Source organism: Chryseobacterium carnipullorum, assembly GCF_003815695.1.
Taxonomy (GTDB): Bacteria; Bacteroidota; Bacteroidia; order Flavobacteriales; family Weeksellaceae; genus Chryseobacterium; species Chryseobacterium carnipullorum.
Genome location: NZ_CP033920.1, coordinates 3866351 through 3885645 on the forward strand (window position 1 = coordinate 3866351; position 19295 = coordinate 3885645).

The window sequence follows — 19295 nt, forward strand, 5'->3', positions numbered from 1 at the left end:
TCTCTTTTTTTGTGAAGAAAGGAAATGATTGATGGGTCGATATAATTCTCTCTTTTAAGCTACTCTCAAACATGAATAATCCCGATATTTGTAAAAAAATACATTTAAAAGGTCATCATTATGGACAACCAGGAATTGAAATTATATCTTAAACGGATTGGTGCTGAAAATACAGACGTTAATGAAGGGAAATTAAAACTACTGAAAACACTTCATCAACTTCATCCTAAACATATCACATTTGAAAATATAGATCCCTTTACAGGAAAAACTCCGTCATTACAGTCGGATATTATTTTCAACAAATTAGTACAGCTTCAGCGTGGAGGATATTGCTATGAACAAAATTCACTGTTTAAAAATGTTTTGGAAAGTTTAGGGTTTACCATTAAAATGCACCTTGCAAGGGTAGTATGGGGCAGTAAAGACGGAACCGGAACCGCCCGCTCTCATATGATGCTCAGTACAGATATAGAAGGGGTAAAGTATCTGGTAGACGTTGGTTTTGGTTCTATGACCCTTACTTCACCGATGGTATTGGAGACAGGTATTGAACAGGAAACTCCGAACGGTTTATTTCGCCTGGTGGATACAGATGGTTTCTACAGACTGGAGGTTTTAAAAGATGAGTGGCTGCCTATTTACAAATTTTCTCTCGAAGAAGTAGAATTCTCAGATCTGGAAATGGCCAACTGGTATATTGCGACCGGTCCAAATTCTGTGTTTAATCAATTTCTGATGATTACAAGAGTAGATGAAGAGGCGAGATATGCTCTTTTTAACAGTACACTGACGGTCCGATGGAATGATGGAAGAAAAGAAAGCTCTGAAATGACAGATCAGGATCAATTAACTCTTTTATTGAAAAATCACTTTAACCTTGATCATCTTTCTAACGATTTATTAGGAAAGATAGATTCGAAATTAAAAGGTATTCAGGCTCATTTCAACGTTGCTCAATAAGAATGATGTATACGGAATATAAAAAACAGGAAGATGCTTTTTTTAGTAATTTTTGATCAAATGTACAGGTTTTATCTGCAGTTTTAAGACAGAAGAATGCGATGATTTGGAGTAAAATGGGATATGTAGTTTTAGAATCTTCAATTTTCCGTACCTTTGTGGCTAATTTTATATTCAATGCAACTCGGAAAAACCCAGACTTTAAAAATTTCAGAAAAAAATCATTCAGGATGGATCCTGGTGGATGAATCAGGTGAAAAAGCTTTTTTACCTAAGGTTTTCACCAGTGATGACAAAGAAATTGATGATGATGTTGAAGTTTTTGTCTATCAGGATGACGGAAAATTAAAGGCCACCACTGAAATACCATTGGCTGAAGTAGGAGAGTATGCCGTAATGGGCTGTGTACAAAGTCTTCCGAGCGGTGCATTTATGGACTGGGGAATTATCAAAGACCTTTTTATCCCCTACAAACAGCAGAAATCAAAAATTATTGAAGGAAAAAGATATTTGGTTTATCTTTATGTAGATGATGCTCTGGGACTGATCACAGGAACTACAAAATTCAAAAGAAATCCACAGTATCAGGATCTTCCTTTTGAAAAAGGTGAAAAAGTGGACCTGATTATCATGAATGAAAGTGAATTAGGCTGGAATGTAGTCATCAATAAAAAATACATCGGGCTTGTGTACACCTCGGATGTTTTCAAAAAACTATACCCATTGTCAGAAGAAGGCGGATACATCAAGGCCATCCGTGAAGATGGTAAGATCGATATCTCTTTGCAGCCTGAAGGTTTTGAGAATGTAGATGAATTCAAGCAAAAAATTCTTGACAAACTGGAAGAGAACTACGGACTTCTTTTTCTGTCAGACAAATCTACGCCTGAAGAGATCAAAGATGAGCTTCAGATGAGCAAAAAGAATTTTAAAAAGGCCCTCGGCGGACTGTACAAAGATAAGATCGTTGAAATTATGGACGATAAAATAAAATTAGTATAAAGTAAAAAACGAGCAGAATTTTCTGCTCGTTTTTGTTTTAATCTCTGTTCTTTACTAAAAGCCATCCGCTGTAGGTTCTTCCGTCTGAAACTTTGATTGTATACCAATAGTTTCCTGTAGCGAGAGGCTGCTGATGGTATTTTCCGTCCCATACAAATGGTTTGTTGGTTATGATTTCTTTTAAAATAACAAATCCTTTTCTGTCATACACATATATTTCTGTTCCCGGATAATTTTCCAGTCCGGCAATTTTCCAGGTATCATTGTTTCCATCACCATTGGGCGTCACCGCATTTTGAATGTTAAATATTGAGAATTTCTTTTGCCCTATGATACAGCCTGATTTTGTTCTTACGTAAACCGTGTATTCTCCTGTGCTTAAATGCGTAAATATATTGGAGTCCTGCCATGTAAAATTATCTAAAGAATATTCATAGTTTCCGGTTTCAGAGAGAATAACGGTAGCGGTATTACTGTTGATGTTGACCGCTACAATTGTTGCCAGAACAGAATAGGTTACCTGAATGGTTCTGGTATTTTCACATCCAAAAATATTCTTCACGGTTACGGAATAGGTGCCCGGAGAAGAAACTGTAATTGCTCGGGTAGTCGCTCCTGTGCTCCAAAGATAGCTAGTAAAGCCTTGTCCTGCATCAAGGGTAATCGTTTTACCCTGGCAGAAATCTATTTTTTCCGGTAGCTCAATGAAGGGTTTCGGATTCAGGGTTAGGGTCAGTCTTACCGTGGTAAAACATCCGTCAATAGTAGCCACCTTCACAATAATGACTGTTGTTCCTGTATTTAAAATATAGTTGGTGAGATTGGTGATGGCGTTTCCTGCATTATCTGTATAGGTAAAAATATAGTTTCCGGGATTGCTGATGATATTGCTTTCGTAAGAATGAAGATTAACACTCATTGTATTGGCTGTGGTACTGTTACAAAAGACTATAGTCTGATTGGTTGCCGGAACATTATTGGTAGAAAGGGTTACAGATATAGCCAGCTTTTCAGATTCACATCCATTGAGCGTTTGTGTCGCATAATAGATCTGTCCGTTGACAAGAGGTGTAGTTGTAGGAATAACATTTCCTGAAGCGTTATAAAAAATAACAGAGGTACCGGTAATAGTCACATTGGCAAGAGTAGGAGATGCTGATACACAGAAATCCTGCATCGTATTGGCAGTAGGTTTTGGGGTGCTTTTAATGGTTACCTGAACCGCTATTTTACCACTTTCACATCCGTTGATAGTTTGAGATACATGATAAGTCTGTCCGTTAATAAGTAGAGTAGTAGTCGGCAAAATATTTCCTGCGGCATCATACCATTTGATGTTCTGTCCTGTTACCTGAAGGTCAGAGATCTTTGGAATATTGGTCGCACAGAAGGTTTGAGCAGTGTTTGCTATAGGAGTCTGAACAGGATTTACAGTGACCGTTTGATTTTGTGTAAAGATATTTCCATTTCCGTCATTATAATTCCAGTGAATAGTATAGGTTCCCGGAAGTGAGTAAGAGAGAGGATCCGATGTAGTAGCTGTAATAGCTCCTGCACAATGGTCTGTTGCAGTTGGGAAACTGGTAATAACCGTATGGCAATCGCCTGTGATAGTGGGTAAGATTGCAATATCCGGAACAGGAGCTAAGATATCTCCAACCACAACATTGACCGTAAAACTACCATCGCAAGCTCCCGAGCCTGAAACCTGGCAGGTATAAGTTCCTGAATGGGCTGCTGTAGCATTTGGGATAGTGGGATTCTGCAGATTTGATGTAAATCCGTTGGGACCTGTCCAATTGTAGGTTGTGCCACCTGTTGCGCTTAATTGGACTGTTGAATTGGTGCAGACAGGAGAGTTTGAGGTTGCAGAAATTCCTGCGGCACAATCATAAAATTTTGCAAAGTTATTGGTTGTATTAGTTCCTCCTAAAGTATAAATATTGTTGCTTTTTGCAAAAATAGAATGTATACCTCTATAAAAGTAAGAGCCCCAAACTTGATTTCCTAAGGGACTAAATTTTGTAAAAAAGCCTGAATGATAACCTCCGCCATTGTTAGGTAAGAATCCATTGGAAGTAGCGATTTGAGCATTGTTTGATGTTTGTCCGGCAAATACAAGGTTGTTATTATCATCTACAGAAAGCCCTAAAGCTTGGTCATCATCTACAGCATTGGTTGTTGTAGCTCCATAATAAGTACCCCAGATTTGATTTCCATTCGAATTAAACTTTGTTAAAAATATATCGTTTCCAAGATTTGATGTACGTGTTGTCTGATGGGTTCCAGGTGTTGAAATTCTTTCATGAGCATCCGTATTTCCTAAAAGAATTATATTATTGTCTTTATCTATTTTTAAATCTCTTGAATATGTTCTTCCTTCATTAGAATTACTCTGAAGTCCATATCCGTTTTTTCCACCAAAATAAGTTCCCCACAATAATTGAAGATTACCATTTAGCTTTGCTACATATGCATTTGATTCTCCTATAACTGTCTGTTGGTGCGTGCCGAGTGTTCCAGGTCCACTGTTATTATAATCTCTATGTACGTCTCCGGCTACATATATATTGCCTGCGTCATCTTTTGCTATTCTTTTTATTCCATATCTTAAATTAAAATATGAACCGTAGACTTGTTGTCCGTTAGGTGTGAATTTAGCTATAAATGCTGTTCCGTTATATAAATATAGATTGGTTGAAATTGCAGCATTGGAAGTTGCAATCCCGTTATTACCTGCTGTAATACCCGCCAATACTAAATTTTCATTAGAATCAAGAACTAAAGAATTAATAGCGTCAAAATGCTCTCCTCCAAAATAAGTTCCCCAAATTTTAAGACCATTATCATTTAATTTTACGATAAAGGCATCTGTATTATCAGATGGGTAGAATTGATTTACATATGATGAATGTTCTTTATGGGCTCCCGGAGTTGTAATAGTATTTGTTCCAGCTTGTGTATCTCTTGCGTAGCCTACAGCATATATATCATTGTTGCTATTAATTACGATATCTTTTAATACATTGGTTTCATCTCCGCTATTGTGATGATTTCCAATATATGTTCCCCATATTTTATTTCCTGAAGGATCAAATTTTGAGATATATCCATAGTTTTGAGAATCAAAATCCATCACAGTATAGGTGCTGGTAGCGATATTATATCTTGCAATAGTTGTAAAACTTGTATAGACCTCCTGATTAGAATTTGCTAATACCCTATAATATCCATACTCTGAATGCCATACCCAATTTGACAAATTTTTAATCCATAAAGGTGTAGGTACAGGATCAATAACCAAAGTTTTATTATATACATCTTGTTTACCAATGAATCCATAAACATTTTCATCAATTTGTTTAAAATTAATCGCCGTTTCCTTTTTAGATGTACCTTCTAGTAACCATGAAAGAGGAATGTTTTCCTGAATCTCTCCAAAGCGAACTTTCATCATGATTTTATTATCTTTTAATGATGTTTTAGCACCATTAAATTTCATTTTAATGTCTGAAACTTTTCCGCCTGGTCTTACAATAAAATTATATTCAATCGGTTTTAAAGTATCTTTTGGCTTAAAAAAAACAAGATCTATATTGTTATAAATACCTTTATAGATCACTTTTTTAAATCTGTGTACGTTTGTTACTCCATAAGGTTTACTCGGGACGTTATAAAAATTTTCATAATCGGGAGATTGATCTTCGGCAATAATTTCTGCATTAAGATTAGAATTGACCAAATCTATATCAATTCGATGATATTTATATTTTATTTTTTCCTGCCTTTGATCAGATAAATTATGAGTCTTTTTAGAGTTGTTTTCTTTTATTTTTTCTAATTGATAAACATCATAAGAAAATCCGTTAGAACGCAACTGTACATTCAATCCGGCAGAGTGGAAGAGATACTTTACATCGGCATTTTCCTTGCCATCCTGATCAACGATCTGTCCTTTATTTTCGTAAAAGTAATATTGATTTTCTTTTGAAATGTTTTTCTGAGAGAATAAAAATCCACAGGTGAGAACCGTGAAAAGAAATAAAATTTTTCGCATCAGTTATTAATTTTTTTTTGCGGCAAAGATATAAAAATGCCCTTTCCGTCAAAGATTAAATAATAATAATCTCAAACTGAACATCAAAAAACATGATGCAAATCATAACAATTATGTTTAATTATTTTGTTTAACAATTTTGTCAAAAACAGAATTTGATTTACATTTGCACAAAATTGTTTAACAATAATGTCAAATCAAGCGAAAAAAGACCAAACACAGGAATTGATCAAGGAGACAGCGAAGAATTTATTCTTTGTGAAGGGGAAGTTTGATGCTACTACCCAGGAGATTGCCGATGAAGCCGGAGTGAACAGAACATTGATCAACTATTATTTCCGTTCCAGAGATAATCTGATTCAGATCATTTTCGACGAAGCTCAGAGAGTGGAACAGGAAAAATCCAAGATCATTCAGAATGCAGATCTTCCTTTCAAAGTAAAGATCAGCAAATTTGTAGAAGGCAGTCTTTCCACAAGCCTTCAGTATCCTTATCTGGAAACCTATATTGTTTCACAGATCAATAAAGGAAATTGTCATCAGAGAGAAATCGAAGAAGATGTCCTCGAAACTCTTTATAAAGATATTGAAAAAGAGATGGAACTCGGAAATATTGAAAAAATGGCTCCGGTTCAGTTTATTCTGAATATGGTCTCTCTGCTCGTATTCCCAAGTGCCATCAGGCCTTTGTTTATGGAGAATCTGATGATCAGCGATGAGGAATATGACAAGATTATTTCAGAAAGAAAGGAGATCATTATCAATATGCTTTTTAAAAATTAAAAAATGTTAAAGTATTTTATGAAATGATACGTCCTTTAGAAACAAAAACATTGACGAGAAAAATTACATTAAAAAAATAAACGAAGTATATTATTATGAAAAGAAAACGTATAACTGCTACAAAGCTAAAAATTGGGATAGCTGCAGCATTTATGATTTTCGGTTTTTCATCCGTATCTGCCCAGCAGCAGGTTTCTTTACAGGAAGCCATCAAGCAGGCACTGCAGAATAAAGCAGAAGCCAAAAAGGCGGCGTTACAGATCAAAAAAGCTGAATACAAAATTGATGAGGCCAGAGCGGGAGCTTTACCTCAGATCAGTGCGACGGCAGGTTTAACCTATAATCCGGTTATTCAGGAATCTTTGCTTGAGTTTGGTGGAGAAAGAATCAGAGCTCAGTTGGGACAACCCTGGAGTTCTACTGCTTCCGTACAACTTCAGCAGGCTTTATTTGACCAGAGAGTGTTTACAGGTCTTAAAGCGGCAAAATCTACAAGAGAATTCTACGTTTTGAATGCTCAGCTGACGAATGAACAGATCATTGAAAATGTAGCAACCGCTTATTATCAGGTATTTGTACAGGTAGAAAATCTGAAGACGGTAGAAGCAAGCTATACGAATACCGAAAAAGTAAGAAACGTTATTAAAAGCTTAGTGGATAATGGTCTGGCAAAAGCGATTGACCTTGACCGTACCAACGTTCAGTTAACCAATATCGGTTCAAGCAAGCAGCAATTAATCAATTCTGTTGAGCTTTCAAAAAATGCCCTTAAGTTTTATATGGGAGTTCCTATCGGTACCGAAATTGAGCTTGAAGAAAAAACAATTGAGCCAAAACCGGAGTTGATTGCAAGTACTTTAAATCTTGATAACCGTACGGAAATCAAAGTTTTGAATAAGAACAGAGAGCTTCTTCAGTTTAACAAAAAAGCTACCGAAGCTTATCTTTATCCTACTGTGAGCCTTACCGCAAACTATGGCTGGGCTGGTATGGGGAAAAAATTTCCTTTAACGAACGGTCTTAATAACGGAGTTCTTTGGAGCGACTATTCTGCCATAGGTTTGAACATCAATGTTCCTATTTTCACAGGAGGTGCTACAAAAGCTAAAATTCAGCAGGCGGAAATTGATATCCAGGACCTTGATCAGGATATCCAGAATACACAGCTGACTTTGGATCTGGATCATAAAAATGCCATTGCCAATATGGAAAATGCCATTATCAATATTCAGAGCATGAAAGATAATGTTGATCTTGCGGAAAGAGTTCAGAAAAATACACAGTCCAACTACCAGTACGGTTTAGCAACATTGACTGAGGTGCTGGATTCTGAAAATGCTTTAACACAGGCAAAACAGAACTATTCAAACGCATTGCTGGATTACAAACAGGCCGAGATCAAATTAATAAAAGCTAAAGGAGAACTGAACACACTACAAAACTTATAATAAACTAAAATGAAAAAAACTTTAATATATATCATCGTAGCAGCGGTCTTAGTCGGTTTAGCGGCTTACAAGATTGCAGATAATAAGGAGAAACAGACCAAAGAAGTAAAAGAAGTAGCCAAGCAGGTTGATAAGATCAACGTGAATGTGGTAACGGTTGCAAGAGAAAATATCGATACTGATTACTCAGCGAACGGAACTTTCATTCCCAAGCAGGAAATGAACCAGTCTTCTGAAATCGCAGGACGTATTGTAAATGTTCTGGTAAAAGAGGGATCAAGAGTTTCTGCCGGACAGACTCTGGCCACCATTAAAAAAGATGCTATTGAAGTAGATGTAGCGCAGGCTCAAAATAACCTGCAGAATGCTATTATCGACAATCAGCGTTATGAAAATGCCTTTAAAACAGGAGGTGTTACCAAGCAGCAGGTTGACAATTCAAGATTGCAGTTGAAAAATGCACAGGCAGCGGTAAGAGCACAGGGAGTAAGAGTAAATGATGCAAGTATCCGTGCCGGAATCAGTGGAACGATCAACAAAAAAATGGTTGAGCCGGGAACGGTAGTTTCCATCGGAACTTCGATGTTTGAAATCGTTAATATCAACAGCCTTAAATTATCTGTACTGGTAGACGAAAGCCAGGTGGGAAGAATTGCATTAGGTCAGGAAGTTCCCATTACTGTTAATGTTTTACCTGAAGATTCGTTCAGCGGTAGAATTACATTTATTGCTCCTAAAAGTGATGCCTCTTTAAATTTCCCTGTTGAAATTGAAGTTCAGAATAAAGGAAACTTAAAAGCGGGTATGTATGCAACGGCTTTATTCAAAACCAATCACGGTGCTGAAACTCAAAATATGCTGACTGTTCCTGCGGAAGCTTTCGTGAATGGAGTAAGTTCAGGACAATTGTTTATCGTAAGCAACGGAACAGCTAAACTGATCAAAGTACAAACCGGAAAAGTATACGGTGATAAAGTTCAGATCCTAAGCGGACTGAATGGCGGTGAACAGGTAATTACCAGCGGACAGATCAACCTTGATAACGGTTCGAAAATCAATATCGTAAAGTAAGATAACATGAAGTTAGCAGAAATATCCATTAAAAGGCCATCCCTGGTTATCGTATTGTTTACGATACTTACGTTGGGTGGTTTATTAAGTTACTCCATGATGGGGTACGAGTTGATTCCGAAGTTTGAAACCAATATGGTAACCATTTCTACGGTATATCCTGGAGCTTCGCCTGCTGAGGTGGAAACTTCGGTCACCCGGAAGATTGAAGATGCCGTAGGTTCACTGGAAAACGTAAAAAAAGTAGAATCTTCATCTTACGAAAGTTTATCGGTTATTATGGTTCAGCTGAATACCGGTGCCGATGTAAACTATGCGTTGAATGATGCCCAGAGAAAAGTAAATGCTATTCTGGCAGATCTTCCGGACGATGCAGATCCGCCTTCACTGCAAAAATTCTCACTGGATGATTTACCGATCATGACGTTGAGTATTTCCAGTGATAAGCTTAATAATAAAGATCTTTATGACCTTTTAGATAAAAAGATTGAACCTATTTTTTCCCGTGTCAACGGGGTAGCTCAGGTGGATCTTGTAGGAGGACAAGAGAGAGAAATTCAGGTAAGTTTAGATGAAAAGAAAATGCAGGGGTACGGTCTGGCTATTGCAGATGTACAGCAGGCCATTCTTTCTTCCAACTTGGATTTCCCTACGGGAGCTTTGAAAACGAGAACATCAAGGTCTACGATCAGACTTTCCGGAAAGTACAGAAGCGTACAGGAAATGAACAATCTTGTAGTTTCCAATAAAGATGGAGCTCAGGTTCGTTTATCTGATATTGCAACGGTTTTCGATACCCAAAAAGATGTTGAAAAAGTAGCAAGATACAACCAGAATTCAACGATTTTACTTCAGGTTAAGAAACAGTCTGATGCCAATGCAGTATCGGTTTCAGAAGCGATTCAGAAAACAATTGCCAATGTTCAGGACAATTATAAAACTCAGGGCATTAAGATCAATATTGTAGATGATACCACAGACTTTACGCTTGAAGCGGCAGACCACGTGATCTTCGATTTATTCTTGGCGATTATCCTTGTAGCAGTAGTAATGTTGTTGTTCCTTCACAACATCAGAAACGCATTTATCGTAATGGTTTCTATTCCGATGTCATTGATTGCAACGGTAATCGGAATGTATCTGATGGGATATACCTTGAACCTGATGAGTTTACTTGGACTTTCATTGGTAGTGGGTATCCTTGTGGATGATGCGATTGTTGTTTTGGAGAACGTTTACCGTCACATGGAGATGGGGAAAAGCAGAATCCGTGCGGCTTACGATGGTGCTTCGGAGATTGGATTTACGGTAACGGCTATTACCCTGGTAATTGTGGTGGTATTCTTACCGATTGCGATGAGTTCCGGTTTGGTATCTGATATCCTGGCGCAGTTCTGTGTCACGGTAGTTATTGCGACATTATTCTCGTTATTAGCTTCATTTACCATCATTCCTTGGTTATCTTCAAGATATGGTAAACTGGTGCATTTGACAGGTAAAAATCCTTTTGAGAAATTTATTCTTTGGTTTGAAAAGCAATTGGAAAAATTCACGCACTGGATCACAGGAATTCTGGAGTGGGCATTGAAATCTACATTAAGAAGAGTGATGACCGTTATCGTAACGTTCATTATCCTGATTTCTTCATTCATGTTGGTGGCTTTCGGATTTATTGGAGGTGAATTCTTCCCTAAAATGGACAGAGGACAGTTCCTTGTTCAGATGGAATTACCAAAAGATGCTTCCGTAGAAAAAACCAATCAGGTGACCTTAGCGGTTGAAAAATACCTTAGAAATGATAAAGATGTAGTGGATATGATCACCACGGTCGGTCAGCAGTCATCAGGTTTTGGTGGGGCACAGGCTACCTTGTACCAATCCGAGATCCAGGTGATCTTGGTTGATAAATCTGAGCGTAATGAAAGTACAGATATCAAATCTGCAAAAATCAAAAGAGCCTTAGAAGAAAAATTCACAGGAGTTGAATTTAAAACAGCACCGATCGGATTAATGGGAGCAGATAATGCACCGATTGAAATGGTGGTGACAGCTCAGGATAACGAAACGGCCAATAAAGAAGCGAACAGAATTCTTGAATTGCTTAAAAAAGTACCGGGATCTGTAGATGCAGAATTATCAACGGACTCTGGAAACCCGGAAGTTCAGGTGAATATCGACAGAGATAAAATGGCGTCTTTAGGCTTAAATCTTTCCAGTGTAGGACAAACGATGCAGACTGCATTCAGTGGAAATACAGACGGAAAATTCAGAGCCGGAGAATATGAATATGATATCAACATCCGTTTTGGCGATGCGAACAGACAGTCTATTGATGATGTAAGAAATCTTATGTTTACCAACCCTAAGGGAGAACAGGTAAGACTAAGCCAGTTTGCTGATGTAAAAATGGGTTCCGGACCAAGTTTATTGGAACGTAGAGATAAATCGCCTTCTGTAAAGGTAAAATCTAAAGTTGTAGGTCGTCCTGTAGGAGATGTTGCCAACGAATGGGCAGCTCAGTTCATGGATAATGCGAAGACTAAACCGGCAGGAGTAAGCTATATCTGGAGTGGTGATATGGAAAACCAGACTGAAGGTTTCGGTACGTTAGGAATTGCATTGATGGCTGCTATTGTATTGGTTTACCTGGTAATGGTTTCACTGTACGATTCATTTGTCTATCCGTTTGTGGTATTGTTCTCAATTCCTTTGGCATTGATCGGGGTAATGGTTATTTTGGCCATCACCGGAAATTCATTAAACATCTTTACGATGCTGGGGATGATCATGTTGATTGGTCTGGTGGCAAAGAACGCGATTATGATTGTCGACTTTGCGAATATGAGAAAAGAAGCCGGTGCCAATACGCATGACGCTTTGATTCAGGCTAACCACGCACGTCTTCGTCCGATCCTGATGACAACGATTGCCATGATCTTCGGTATGATCCCGATTGCGATTGCAAAAGGAGCAGGAGCGGAGATGAACAACGGATTGGCTTGGGTAATCATTGGTGGTTTGACTTCATCATTATTCCTGACGTTGATCATTGTACCAGTAGTGTATTCATTATTTGATTCAATTCTGAGAAGAATGGGCAAAGGTGAAAAAGTAGACTATGATGCTGAAATGAAAGCTGAATATGACCATAAAGAACTAAGTGAAGACGGATATACTCCGAAACACATAGACTAAAATATTTAACCTTAATTAACCGAAAAACCGTATCAAAAAAATGATACGGTTTTTTATTTTAAGGGAAGTAAAGAATAACAGCTACGCGGTTGACTAAACTATTGAATTAGGCATAAGCATAAAAGTCTTGTTGTAGACTGTTTTATTTCTTTGTTTTGGTTTTCTTTGCTTTTTCTCCCCAGTTATTTAGTTGCTCTAAAATCGGCTGTAAAGATGAACCTAGTTCTGTCAGGGCATATTCAACTCTTGGTGGCATTTCAGGGTAAATTGTCCTTGTAATAAGTCCGTCTGTTTCTAATTCTCTCAAATGTTGTGTGAGCATTTTTTCGCTTATTTGAGGAATAGCTCTTTTCATTTGGCCAAAACGATAGATTCCTTCGGTCATTTTCCAAAGTATGGCAGGTTTCCAACGTTTACCCATTAATGATAACGCAAAAATAAAAGGGCAGTCTGTTTCTAATGCCAGTTCATTTTCTAAATTAACTGAATTTTCTTTTCTTGATGTCATGTACTTACTTTTTGGTAACTACCATACAATTTAGTAACTACTTGCAAAAATAACTATACCTTCTGATATTTGCAACTCAATTTAAATAGTAAATTATGAATATTAGTTTCATCGGTGCTGGAAACGTAGCATCAAGTCTTGGGTCCTTATTTACGAATGCTGGTCATACCGTAAAATACGGAACACAAAATCCGAATGATAGTCAACTGCCTGTTGTGGATGCTATTTCCTTTGGGGAAGTAGTGTGTTTTGCTATTCCTTTTTCTGCAATGCACGATGTTTTGACGGCAAATAAGGAAGCTTTAAAAGGTAAAATTGTAGTGGATATTACGAATGCTATCAACATTTCTGATTGGTCTCCTTTGTTTTTAGGTGAAGACAGTGGTGGCGAACAAACGGCTCGTCTATTACCCGAAAGTAAAGTAGTAAAGGCATTCAATACCATTTTTGCTGATGTGATGAAAGAAGATAAACAGCTGTTTGATGGTCAGAAATTAACGGCTTTTATTGCGTCTGATGATACAGAAGCGTCTGCAACAATAAAAAAATTAGCTGATGATGCTGGTTTTAATGGGTTTATTGTTGGTGGAATTAAAAATTCCCGTAATCTGGAAGCCATTGCACAATTGAATATTGCTATTGCTTTTGGGGGTGGTGGAACAGATGCAGGTTTTACCTATTTTCAACGAAAAAATTAAAAGATGCCGAAACCTACAATGAAAGTCTGGACTGATGCCTGGCGTAGTGCAGATGCCGAAACTTTCAAAAATGTGTATTCAGAAACTGCTTTAATTTTTCCCCCTGGCAAACCAGCTATTAAAGGAAATGAAAGTATTCTTGAATTTATGAAAGGCGGCTTGGGTAGAGTTGATGTGATTTTTGAAGCAGAAAATCTTATGGTCAGCGAAAATTTAGCATTTGAGTTTGATATTTTCAAAGATATTGAGCTGTTAAGTAAGAAAGTTATTGGTGAAGGTAAATATTCCGTTACCTGGGTTTTAGAAAATTCAGTTTGGAAGGTTCAATGTCATACCTGGTCTATGCCTGTAAAATTGTAAATTTGTCGCCGATAAACGATAAATATAAATCACTTGTCTGTAAAATGTCAAGTGTTTTTTTTTGATCATAAAAAAAGGCTTTCAGAATGAACTGAAAGCCTATATTATATGGTAGTTGGAGAATTAATCTGCCATCGCCTCACCGGCTTTTCTGTAGATAAAACTTCCGTAAATGTGTCTTCTTGCAAAACGGCTTGGAGAATCAGAATTCACCATTTTGATATACGTATTTCTTGGAACACCAATATATTCATACATATTTCCGTTCAGATGCTGAACCTTCAACACTGCTTTCTCAAGATAAAAATCCTGAATATTAGATTTTGTGATCGTTTCCGTGTATTCTTCTTTGTATTTTTCCTGCGTTTCCTCGTTGATGCTTACCAAAAAGTGGTAGGCTTCAATCACGGCCTTGCTTTTTTCTTCTGCTTCCAGCTTTCCGGCTTCGTCATTGGCAAATTTATCAGGATGCGAATCTTTCATCGTATTTCTGTAAATTGTTTTTAATTCCTTTAAAGTGACAGTTTTATCAACTCCAAGAAGCTTTCTGTGTTCACCAACTCTTTTCATATGTATGATCCTTTATTTCGGGGTGCAAAATTAAGCTTTTTAATTTGAAAATCGTAAGTTATTCAGTATTAATTTATTTCATGTTTAAGAAATAAATAAAATCCACTGTGTTTTTTGTTTTTTACCAAAGGGATAAGCTCGTTAGCCTTGTCAAGGTTTTAAACCTTGACAAGGCTTCCTCCTGAAATCATCTCTTCAAAGGAATTTATTTAGGTAAAAAAACAATAAATGGATCCTTCAGTTCTTGCTACGATTCTGAACTCAGCATCCTTAAAATACAAATGATAGATGATTTATTCGTCCTTATTTTTTTTATATTTGTAAAAAAGCAAATATGCAAAAAGAAAAATTACGTACAGTACGAAAGAGAAAAGGATATACTCAGCAGCAGATTGCTGATATTCTTGCGACCGATGTATCTAATTATAGCAGAAAAGAAAGTGGTGATGTGAGGATTATACAAAGGGAATGGGACAAAATTGCTGCTTTTCTGGAGGTTCCGCTAGAGGAAATTTACGAAGAAGAGGAAGCTACAACGATCATTAACAATAATAACTCAACATTTAATGGAGCTGCCTCTGGTGGCGGAGGTGGAAATGTTAATACATTCAATAATGAACTCAGCATTTCTTTAATTAAGAATTTGCAGGAATATATTAGCTTGCTCAAAGAAGAAATCAGCAGGCTTAATGAGAAGCAGAATAAATCGGGGAAATAATTCTCAGAATAATACAATATAAAAGCGCATCAGAATTCTGGTGCGCTTTTTACATTGGATTTCAATTCTTTAGAAGATGAATATTTTGTAATTTCCTTCATTATTGAAATAGAGCTTATAAGAGCTTGAATTTACTTCGTCTCAATGTCAATAACTTTCCTGCCGTAATTTCCCAGATATTCTGTTACAAGCTTCTCATAGACTTTATAGCCATCATCCACATTAGTGAAAATCACAATCCCGTCTTTCGTCTTAGGGATGATAACGAACAGGGTCTGTACTCCTTTGTCTGCTCCGCTGTGTGACAATGCGATATTTCCATCGCCCAAATCGTAGATTTCAAAGCCCAGACCAAATGATTTCCCTTGTTTAGTAGTCACCTGACTGGTTTTCATATCTTTAAAAACTTTTTTAGAAAGTCCGTCACCATTCATCACACTGATTAAAAACCGACTGTAATCTGATACAGTGGTCATAAGATCATCTGCTGCATTGGATGTTTCTGTTTTTACGGTTTCGTACATTTTACCGTCTTTATCATAGCCTTCTGAAAATCGTATCACATCTTTTTTTTCATTCCAGATATAAGAGGTGTCATTCATCTTTAAAGGGCGAAAAATAAGTTCCTCGGCAAGTTGATTAAGTGTTTTGTTGAATTTCTTTTCCAAAGCTTTTCTCAAATATTCAAAACCTTCTCCTGAATACTGATATTTTGTTCCTGGATCAAACTGAAAATTCAGTTTTCCGTCAGCATTCATCCAACGCCAGTTAGGAAATCCTGTTTGGTGGCTTAAGATGATTCTGGTTGTCAGCTTTTTATTTCTGGGATCCTGCGCAATATCAGGATCTGTCCAGTACTTGTCCAGAGGCTCATCAAGATTCCATTTTCCTGCACTGACCAATTTTAAGACCACGATGGCTGTCATTGGTTTAGTGAGGGAAGCTACATTGAATAATGTATTTTCAGGTGCTGCATTTCCTTTCCTCAATGTTCCATAGACTTTTATCTTTTCAATTTTTCCGTTTTTAATAATGCCAAGTCCAACATTTGGAACTTTATTTTCCTTTATCCACCGTTCAAAATCTTTGTCATTATCCGTTTTAACGCTCTGATCCGATTGTTGATCCGGTTTCAGATCAGGATTTTTTTCGGTCTGTGCAAATAAATTTGATGTGATGATGCACAGGCTTGCAACGATGATGGTTTTTTTCATTAGGGATAATCGTTTGATGATGGATTTGGTATCAAAACTACGGTAATTTTTTATGTTGAAAAAAATATTTTGAGATTAATTTGGCTAACATTATTTCTTAAAAAATCCAACAGGAACGGGCTTAAGACCACTTGTCATTTAATTTGCATAACAAGGTCTTTAGCCAAAACATAAAAAAGCAGAAGTAAAAACTCCTGCTTACAAATTATAATGATTGTATCTTTAGCTTTCCTGTAGTACATAAGCTGCGGCTGCTTCCCTGGAGGCTTCCACCATTGCAATCAACGCCTTTTCCGTTTCATCCCAATGACGGGTTTTCAAACCGCAATCAGGATTTACCCAAAGCTGCTGTGCCGGAATGACGGCCTGTGCTTTTTGCAGCAGATAAATCATTTCCTCTTTGGAAGGAACCCTTGGTGAATGAATATCATACACTCCCGGACCAATCTCATTCGGATATTTGAAATCAGCAAAAGCCTGCAGCAATTCCATCTGGCTTCTGGAACATTCGATGGTAATCACATCAGCATCCATATCCGCAATATTCTGAATGATATCATTGAATTCAGAATAGCACATGTGTGTATGAATCTGTGTTGTATCTTCTACCCCAGAAGCTGAAATTCTGAAAGCTTCTACAGCCCATTCCAGGTACTGCTGCCATTCGGATTTTCTGAGAGGAAGTCCTTCTCTGATGGCTGGTTCGTCTATCTGGATAATTCGGATGCCTGCTTTTTCCAAATCGTTTACCTCATCGCGGATCGCCAAAGCAATCTGTTGACAAGTCAATGAACGAGGTTGGTCATCACGCACAAAAGACCATTGAAGAATGGTTACAGGCCCTGTCAACATTCCTTTTACCCATTTTTGAGTGAGAGACTGAGCATACTGAGACCAGTAAACCGTCATTGGATGGGGTCTATGCACGTCACCATAGATGACCGGAGGTTTCACGCAGCGGCTTCCGTAACTTTGGACCCAACCGTTTTGAGTAAAAGCAAATCCTTCGAGCTGTTCGCCAAAATATTCCACCATATCATTTCGCTCAAACTCCCCGTGAACCAATACATCGATGCCGATTTCTTCCTGCCAGCGGATCGTTCTTTCCGTTTCCTTTTTTAGCAGATCATCATATTGTGCGGCAGTCAGTTCCCCTTTTTTGAATTTTGATCTCCAGGTTCTTACTTCTTTAGTTTGAGGAAAAGACCCGATGGTGGTCGTTGGAAACATAGGAAGTTGCAGAACTTTTTGTTGCTCTTCTTTCCTTGTACTGAACGGGTTGTTTCTTTTTGCATCATCTTCAGTAGTTACCTCTACACGGTCTTTTACCTGCTGATTATGGATCAGCGTTGACGTTTTACGGGCATCAATGGCTTTTTTGTTCTCGGCATATTGCTGTAATGCCTGGTAATCTGCTTTTCCGGAAGCCAGTTTTTTTAGTGCTACTATTTCATAGACTTTTTGTTTGGCAAAAGCCAGCCACTGTTTGATCTCAGGCGATAGAATATCTTCATTTTTTTCTGAATCAAGATCGAAAGGGGAGTGGAGAAGTGAGCAGGATGGAGCGATGAAAACCCTTTCTGAACCGATGGCATGGATTGCTTTTTCTATAAATTGTAATGATGTTTCAAAATCATTTTTCCAGATGTTTCTTCCGTCTACAATCCCTAAAGAAAGGCTCAGTGTCTGAGGAATAGCCTGTAAAGCCTCATCCAGCTGTTCAGGAGCGCGAACCAGATCAATGTGTAAAACATCCACCGGAAGTGAAGCTGCCAGTGAAAGATTATCTTTTAAACCATCAAAATACGTGGCCAAAATGAACTTTAAATTCGGAAATTGTTTTCTGATTTCCGTATAAATCAATTGATAGGTTTTCTTTGCTTTTTCATTTAAATCCAATGCTAGGAAAGGCTCATCAAACTGAATATATTCTGCACCGTGATTTTCCAGTTCTTTTAAAATCTGAATATACACCGGAAGTAAGTTTTGAGCTAAATCCAGCTTATCGAAACCTTCTTCTTTTTCTTTTCCTAATAATAAATAAGTCAGCAAACCGATAATGACAGGTTTTGCATTGATTCCGGCTTGTTTTGCGCTGATGAATTCCTGGATGATTTTATTGGAGAATAATCTGAATTCCTGATTTTTTTGAAATTCAGGGACTATATAGTGATAATTGGTGTCAAACCACTTCGTCATTTCCATTGCGGTGATATCCAGACCGTCTTTTTGAAAACCTCTTGCCATCGCAAAATAGAGATCAGGTTCAGATTTTTTGAAAGCAATTTCCTGATAACGTTCCGGAATCGCTCCCACGGTTAAGGTCATGTCTAAAACCTGGTCGTAGTAGGAAAAATCGTTACATGGAATAAGATCTATTCCGGCTTCCTTTTGCAGGTTCCAGTTGCTGTGTACGATGGTTTTGCCAACTTCAAGTAATTCGTCTAAAACGATTTTGCCCGACCAATAATTTTCGCAGGCTTTTTTCAATTCTCTGTTGCTACCAATACGCGGATAGCCAAGTAGGTGTGTTTGCATTTTCTTTTCAACTTTTTAATTAAATAATAATGGTAAAGTTCTTTTAGAATGCTTCGCAATGCCGACGATGAGAGGTTTTCAGAAATAGAATAGATACAGTGAGGGCGTAATTTGAGAATAGGTTTAAAGTTTTTAACGCAAAGTTTTAATTTAAATTCCTTTATAGGTTA

Annotated in this window: 14 protein-coding genes; 9 read left to right on the plus strand and 5 right to left on the minus strand. The window is 37.4% G+C overall.

The genetic code is table 11. The features are described from left to right. Positions 1 to 120 precede the first annotated feature (120 nt). Both EG346_RS17620 and EG346_RS17625 read left to right on the plus strand, forming a co-directional pair. Positions 121 to 963 (plus strand): arylamine N-acetyltransferase family protein, encoded by an 843-nt coding sequence (locus tag EG346_RS17620; protein WP_123880458.1) that lies wholly within the window; start codon positions 121 to 123, stop codon positions 961 to 963. A 177-nt stretch (positions 964 to 1140) separates the two neighbouring features. Then, a complete protein-coding gene (locus EG346_RS17625) occupies positions 1141 to 1965 on the plus strand; it encodes a CvfB family protein (protein ID WP_073332291.1) in 825 nt (274 codons plus the stop codon). A 37-nt stretch (positions 1966 to 2002) separates the two neighbouring features. Here the strand turns inward: EG346_RS17625 and EG346_RS17630 are convergent, their stop codons facing one another. Continuing rightward, a complete protein-coding gene (locus tag EG346_RS17630; RefSeq protein ID WP_123880460.1) occupies positions 2003 to 6022 on the minus strand; it encodes a DUF7948 domain-containing protein in 4020 nt (1339 codons plus the stop codon). A 189-nt stretch (positions 6023 to 6211) separates the two neighbouring features. Between EG346_RS17630 and EG346_RS17635 the strand changes: the two genes are divergently transcribed. The 4 genes from EG346_RS17635 to EG346_RS17650 all read left to right on the plus strand — a co-directional run bounded on the left by EG346_RS17635 (position 6212) and on the right by EG346_RS17650 (position 12519). Then, entirely contained in the window at positions 6212 to 6805 is a 594-nt protein-coding gene (locus EG346_RS17635; protein WP_076504301.1) for a TetR/AcrR family transcriptional regulator, read from the plus strand. A gap of 95 nt (positions 6806 to 6900) precedes the next feature. Beyond that, the gene (locus tag EG346_RS17640; RefSeq protein WP_073332273.1) at positions 6901 to 8253 is read left to right on the plus strand and encodes a TolC family protein; all 1353 of its coding nucleotides are present in this window, start codon (positions 6901 to 6903) and stop codon (positions 8251 to 8253) included. A gap of 9 nt (positions 8254 to 8262) precedes the next feature. Further along, positions 8263 to 9324 (plus strand): efflux RND transporter periplasmic adaptor subunit, encoded by a 1062-nt coding sequence (locus EG346_RS17645; RefSeq protein WP_073332270.1) that lies wholly within the window; start codon positions 8263 to 8265, stop codon positions 9322 to 9324. Positions 9325 to 9330: 6 nt separating this feature from the next. After that, the gene (locus EG346_RS17650; protein WP_073332267.1) at positions 9331 to 12519 is read left to right on the plus strand and encodes an efflux RND transporter permease subunit; all 3189 of its coding nucleotides are present in this window, start codon (positions 9331 to 9333) and stop codon (positions 12517 to 12519) included. A 142-nt stretch (positions 12520 to 12661) separates the two neighbouring features. Here EG346_RS17650 and EG346_RS17655 read toward each other — a convergent pair whose 3' ends face one another. Beyond that, complete coding sequence (locus tag EG346_RS17655) at positions 12662 to 13027, minus strand: winged helix-turn-helix transcriptional regulator (RefSeq protein ID WP_123880462.1); 366 nt, start codon at positions 13025 to 13027, stop codon at positions 12662 to 12664. 95 nt (positions 13028 to 13122) lie between these two features. Between EG346_RS17655 and EG346_RS17660 the strand changes: the two genes are divergently transcribed. Beyond that, complete coding sequence (locus tag EG346_RS17660) at positions 13123 to 13725, plus strand: NADPH-dependent F420 reductase (RefSeq protein WP_123880464.1); 603 nt, start codon at positions 13123 to 13125, stop codon at positions 13723 to 13725. Between the two features lie 18 nt (positions 13726 to 13743). Continuing rightward, on the plus strand, positions 13744 to 14085 hold the full coding sequence (locus tag EG346_RS17665) for a YybH family protein (protein WP_164466223.1): 342 nt from the start codon (positions 13744 to 13746) through the stop codon (positions 14083 to 14085). Positions 14086 to 14208: 123 nt separating this feature from the next. On the opposite strand, the gene EG346_RS17670 is transcribed toward EG346_RS17665, so the two are convergent. Further along, positions 14209 to 14655, minus strand: coding sequence for a KTSC domain-containing protein (locus tag EG346_RS17670; protein ID WP_073332254.1), 447 nt, complete (start codon positions 14653 to 14655; stop codon positions 14209 to 14211). Positions 14656 to 14989: 334 nt separating this feature from the next. On the opposite strand from EG346_RS17670, the gene EG346_RS17675 reads away from it, so the two are divergent. Beyond that, a complete protein-coding gene (locus EG346_RS17675) occupies positions 14990 to 15373 on the plus strand; it encodes a helix-turn-helix domain-containing protein (RefSeq protein WP_123880468.1) in 384 nt (127 codons plus the stop codon). A gap of 131 nt (positions 15374 to 15504) precedes the next feature. Here the strand turns inward: EG346_RS17675 and EG346_RS17680 are convergent, their stop codons facing one another. Together EG346_RS17680 and metE are read right to left on the minus strand one after the other, a co-directional pair. Further along, positions 15505 to 16587, minus strand: a complete 1083-nt coding sequence (locus EG346_RS17680) for a serine hydrolase domain-containing protein (RefSeq protein WP_123880470.1) — start codon at positions 16585 to 16587, stop codon at positions 15505 to 15507. A gap of 222 nt (positions 16588 to 16809) precedes the next feature. Next, positions 16810 to 19125 (minus strand): 5-methyltetrahydropteroyltriglutamate--homocysteine S-methyltransferase, encoded by a 2316-nt coding sequence (metE, locus tag EG346_RS17685; protein WP_123880472.1) that lies wholly within the window; start codon positions 19123 to 19125, stop codon positions 16810 to 16812. Between the last annotated feature and the right edge of the window lie 170 nt (positions 19126 to 19295).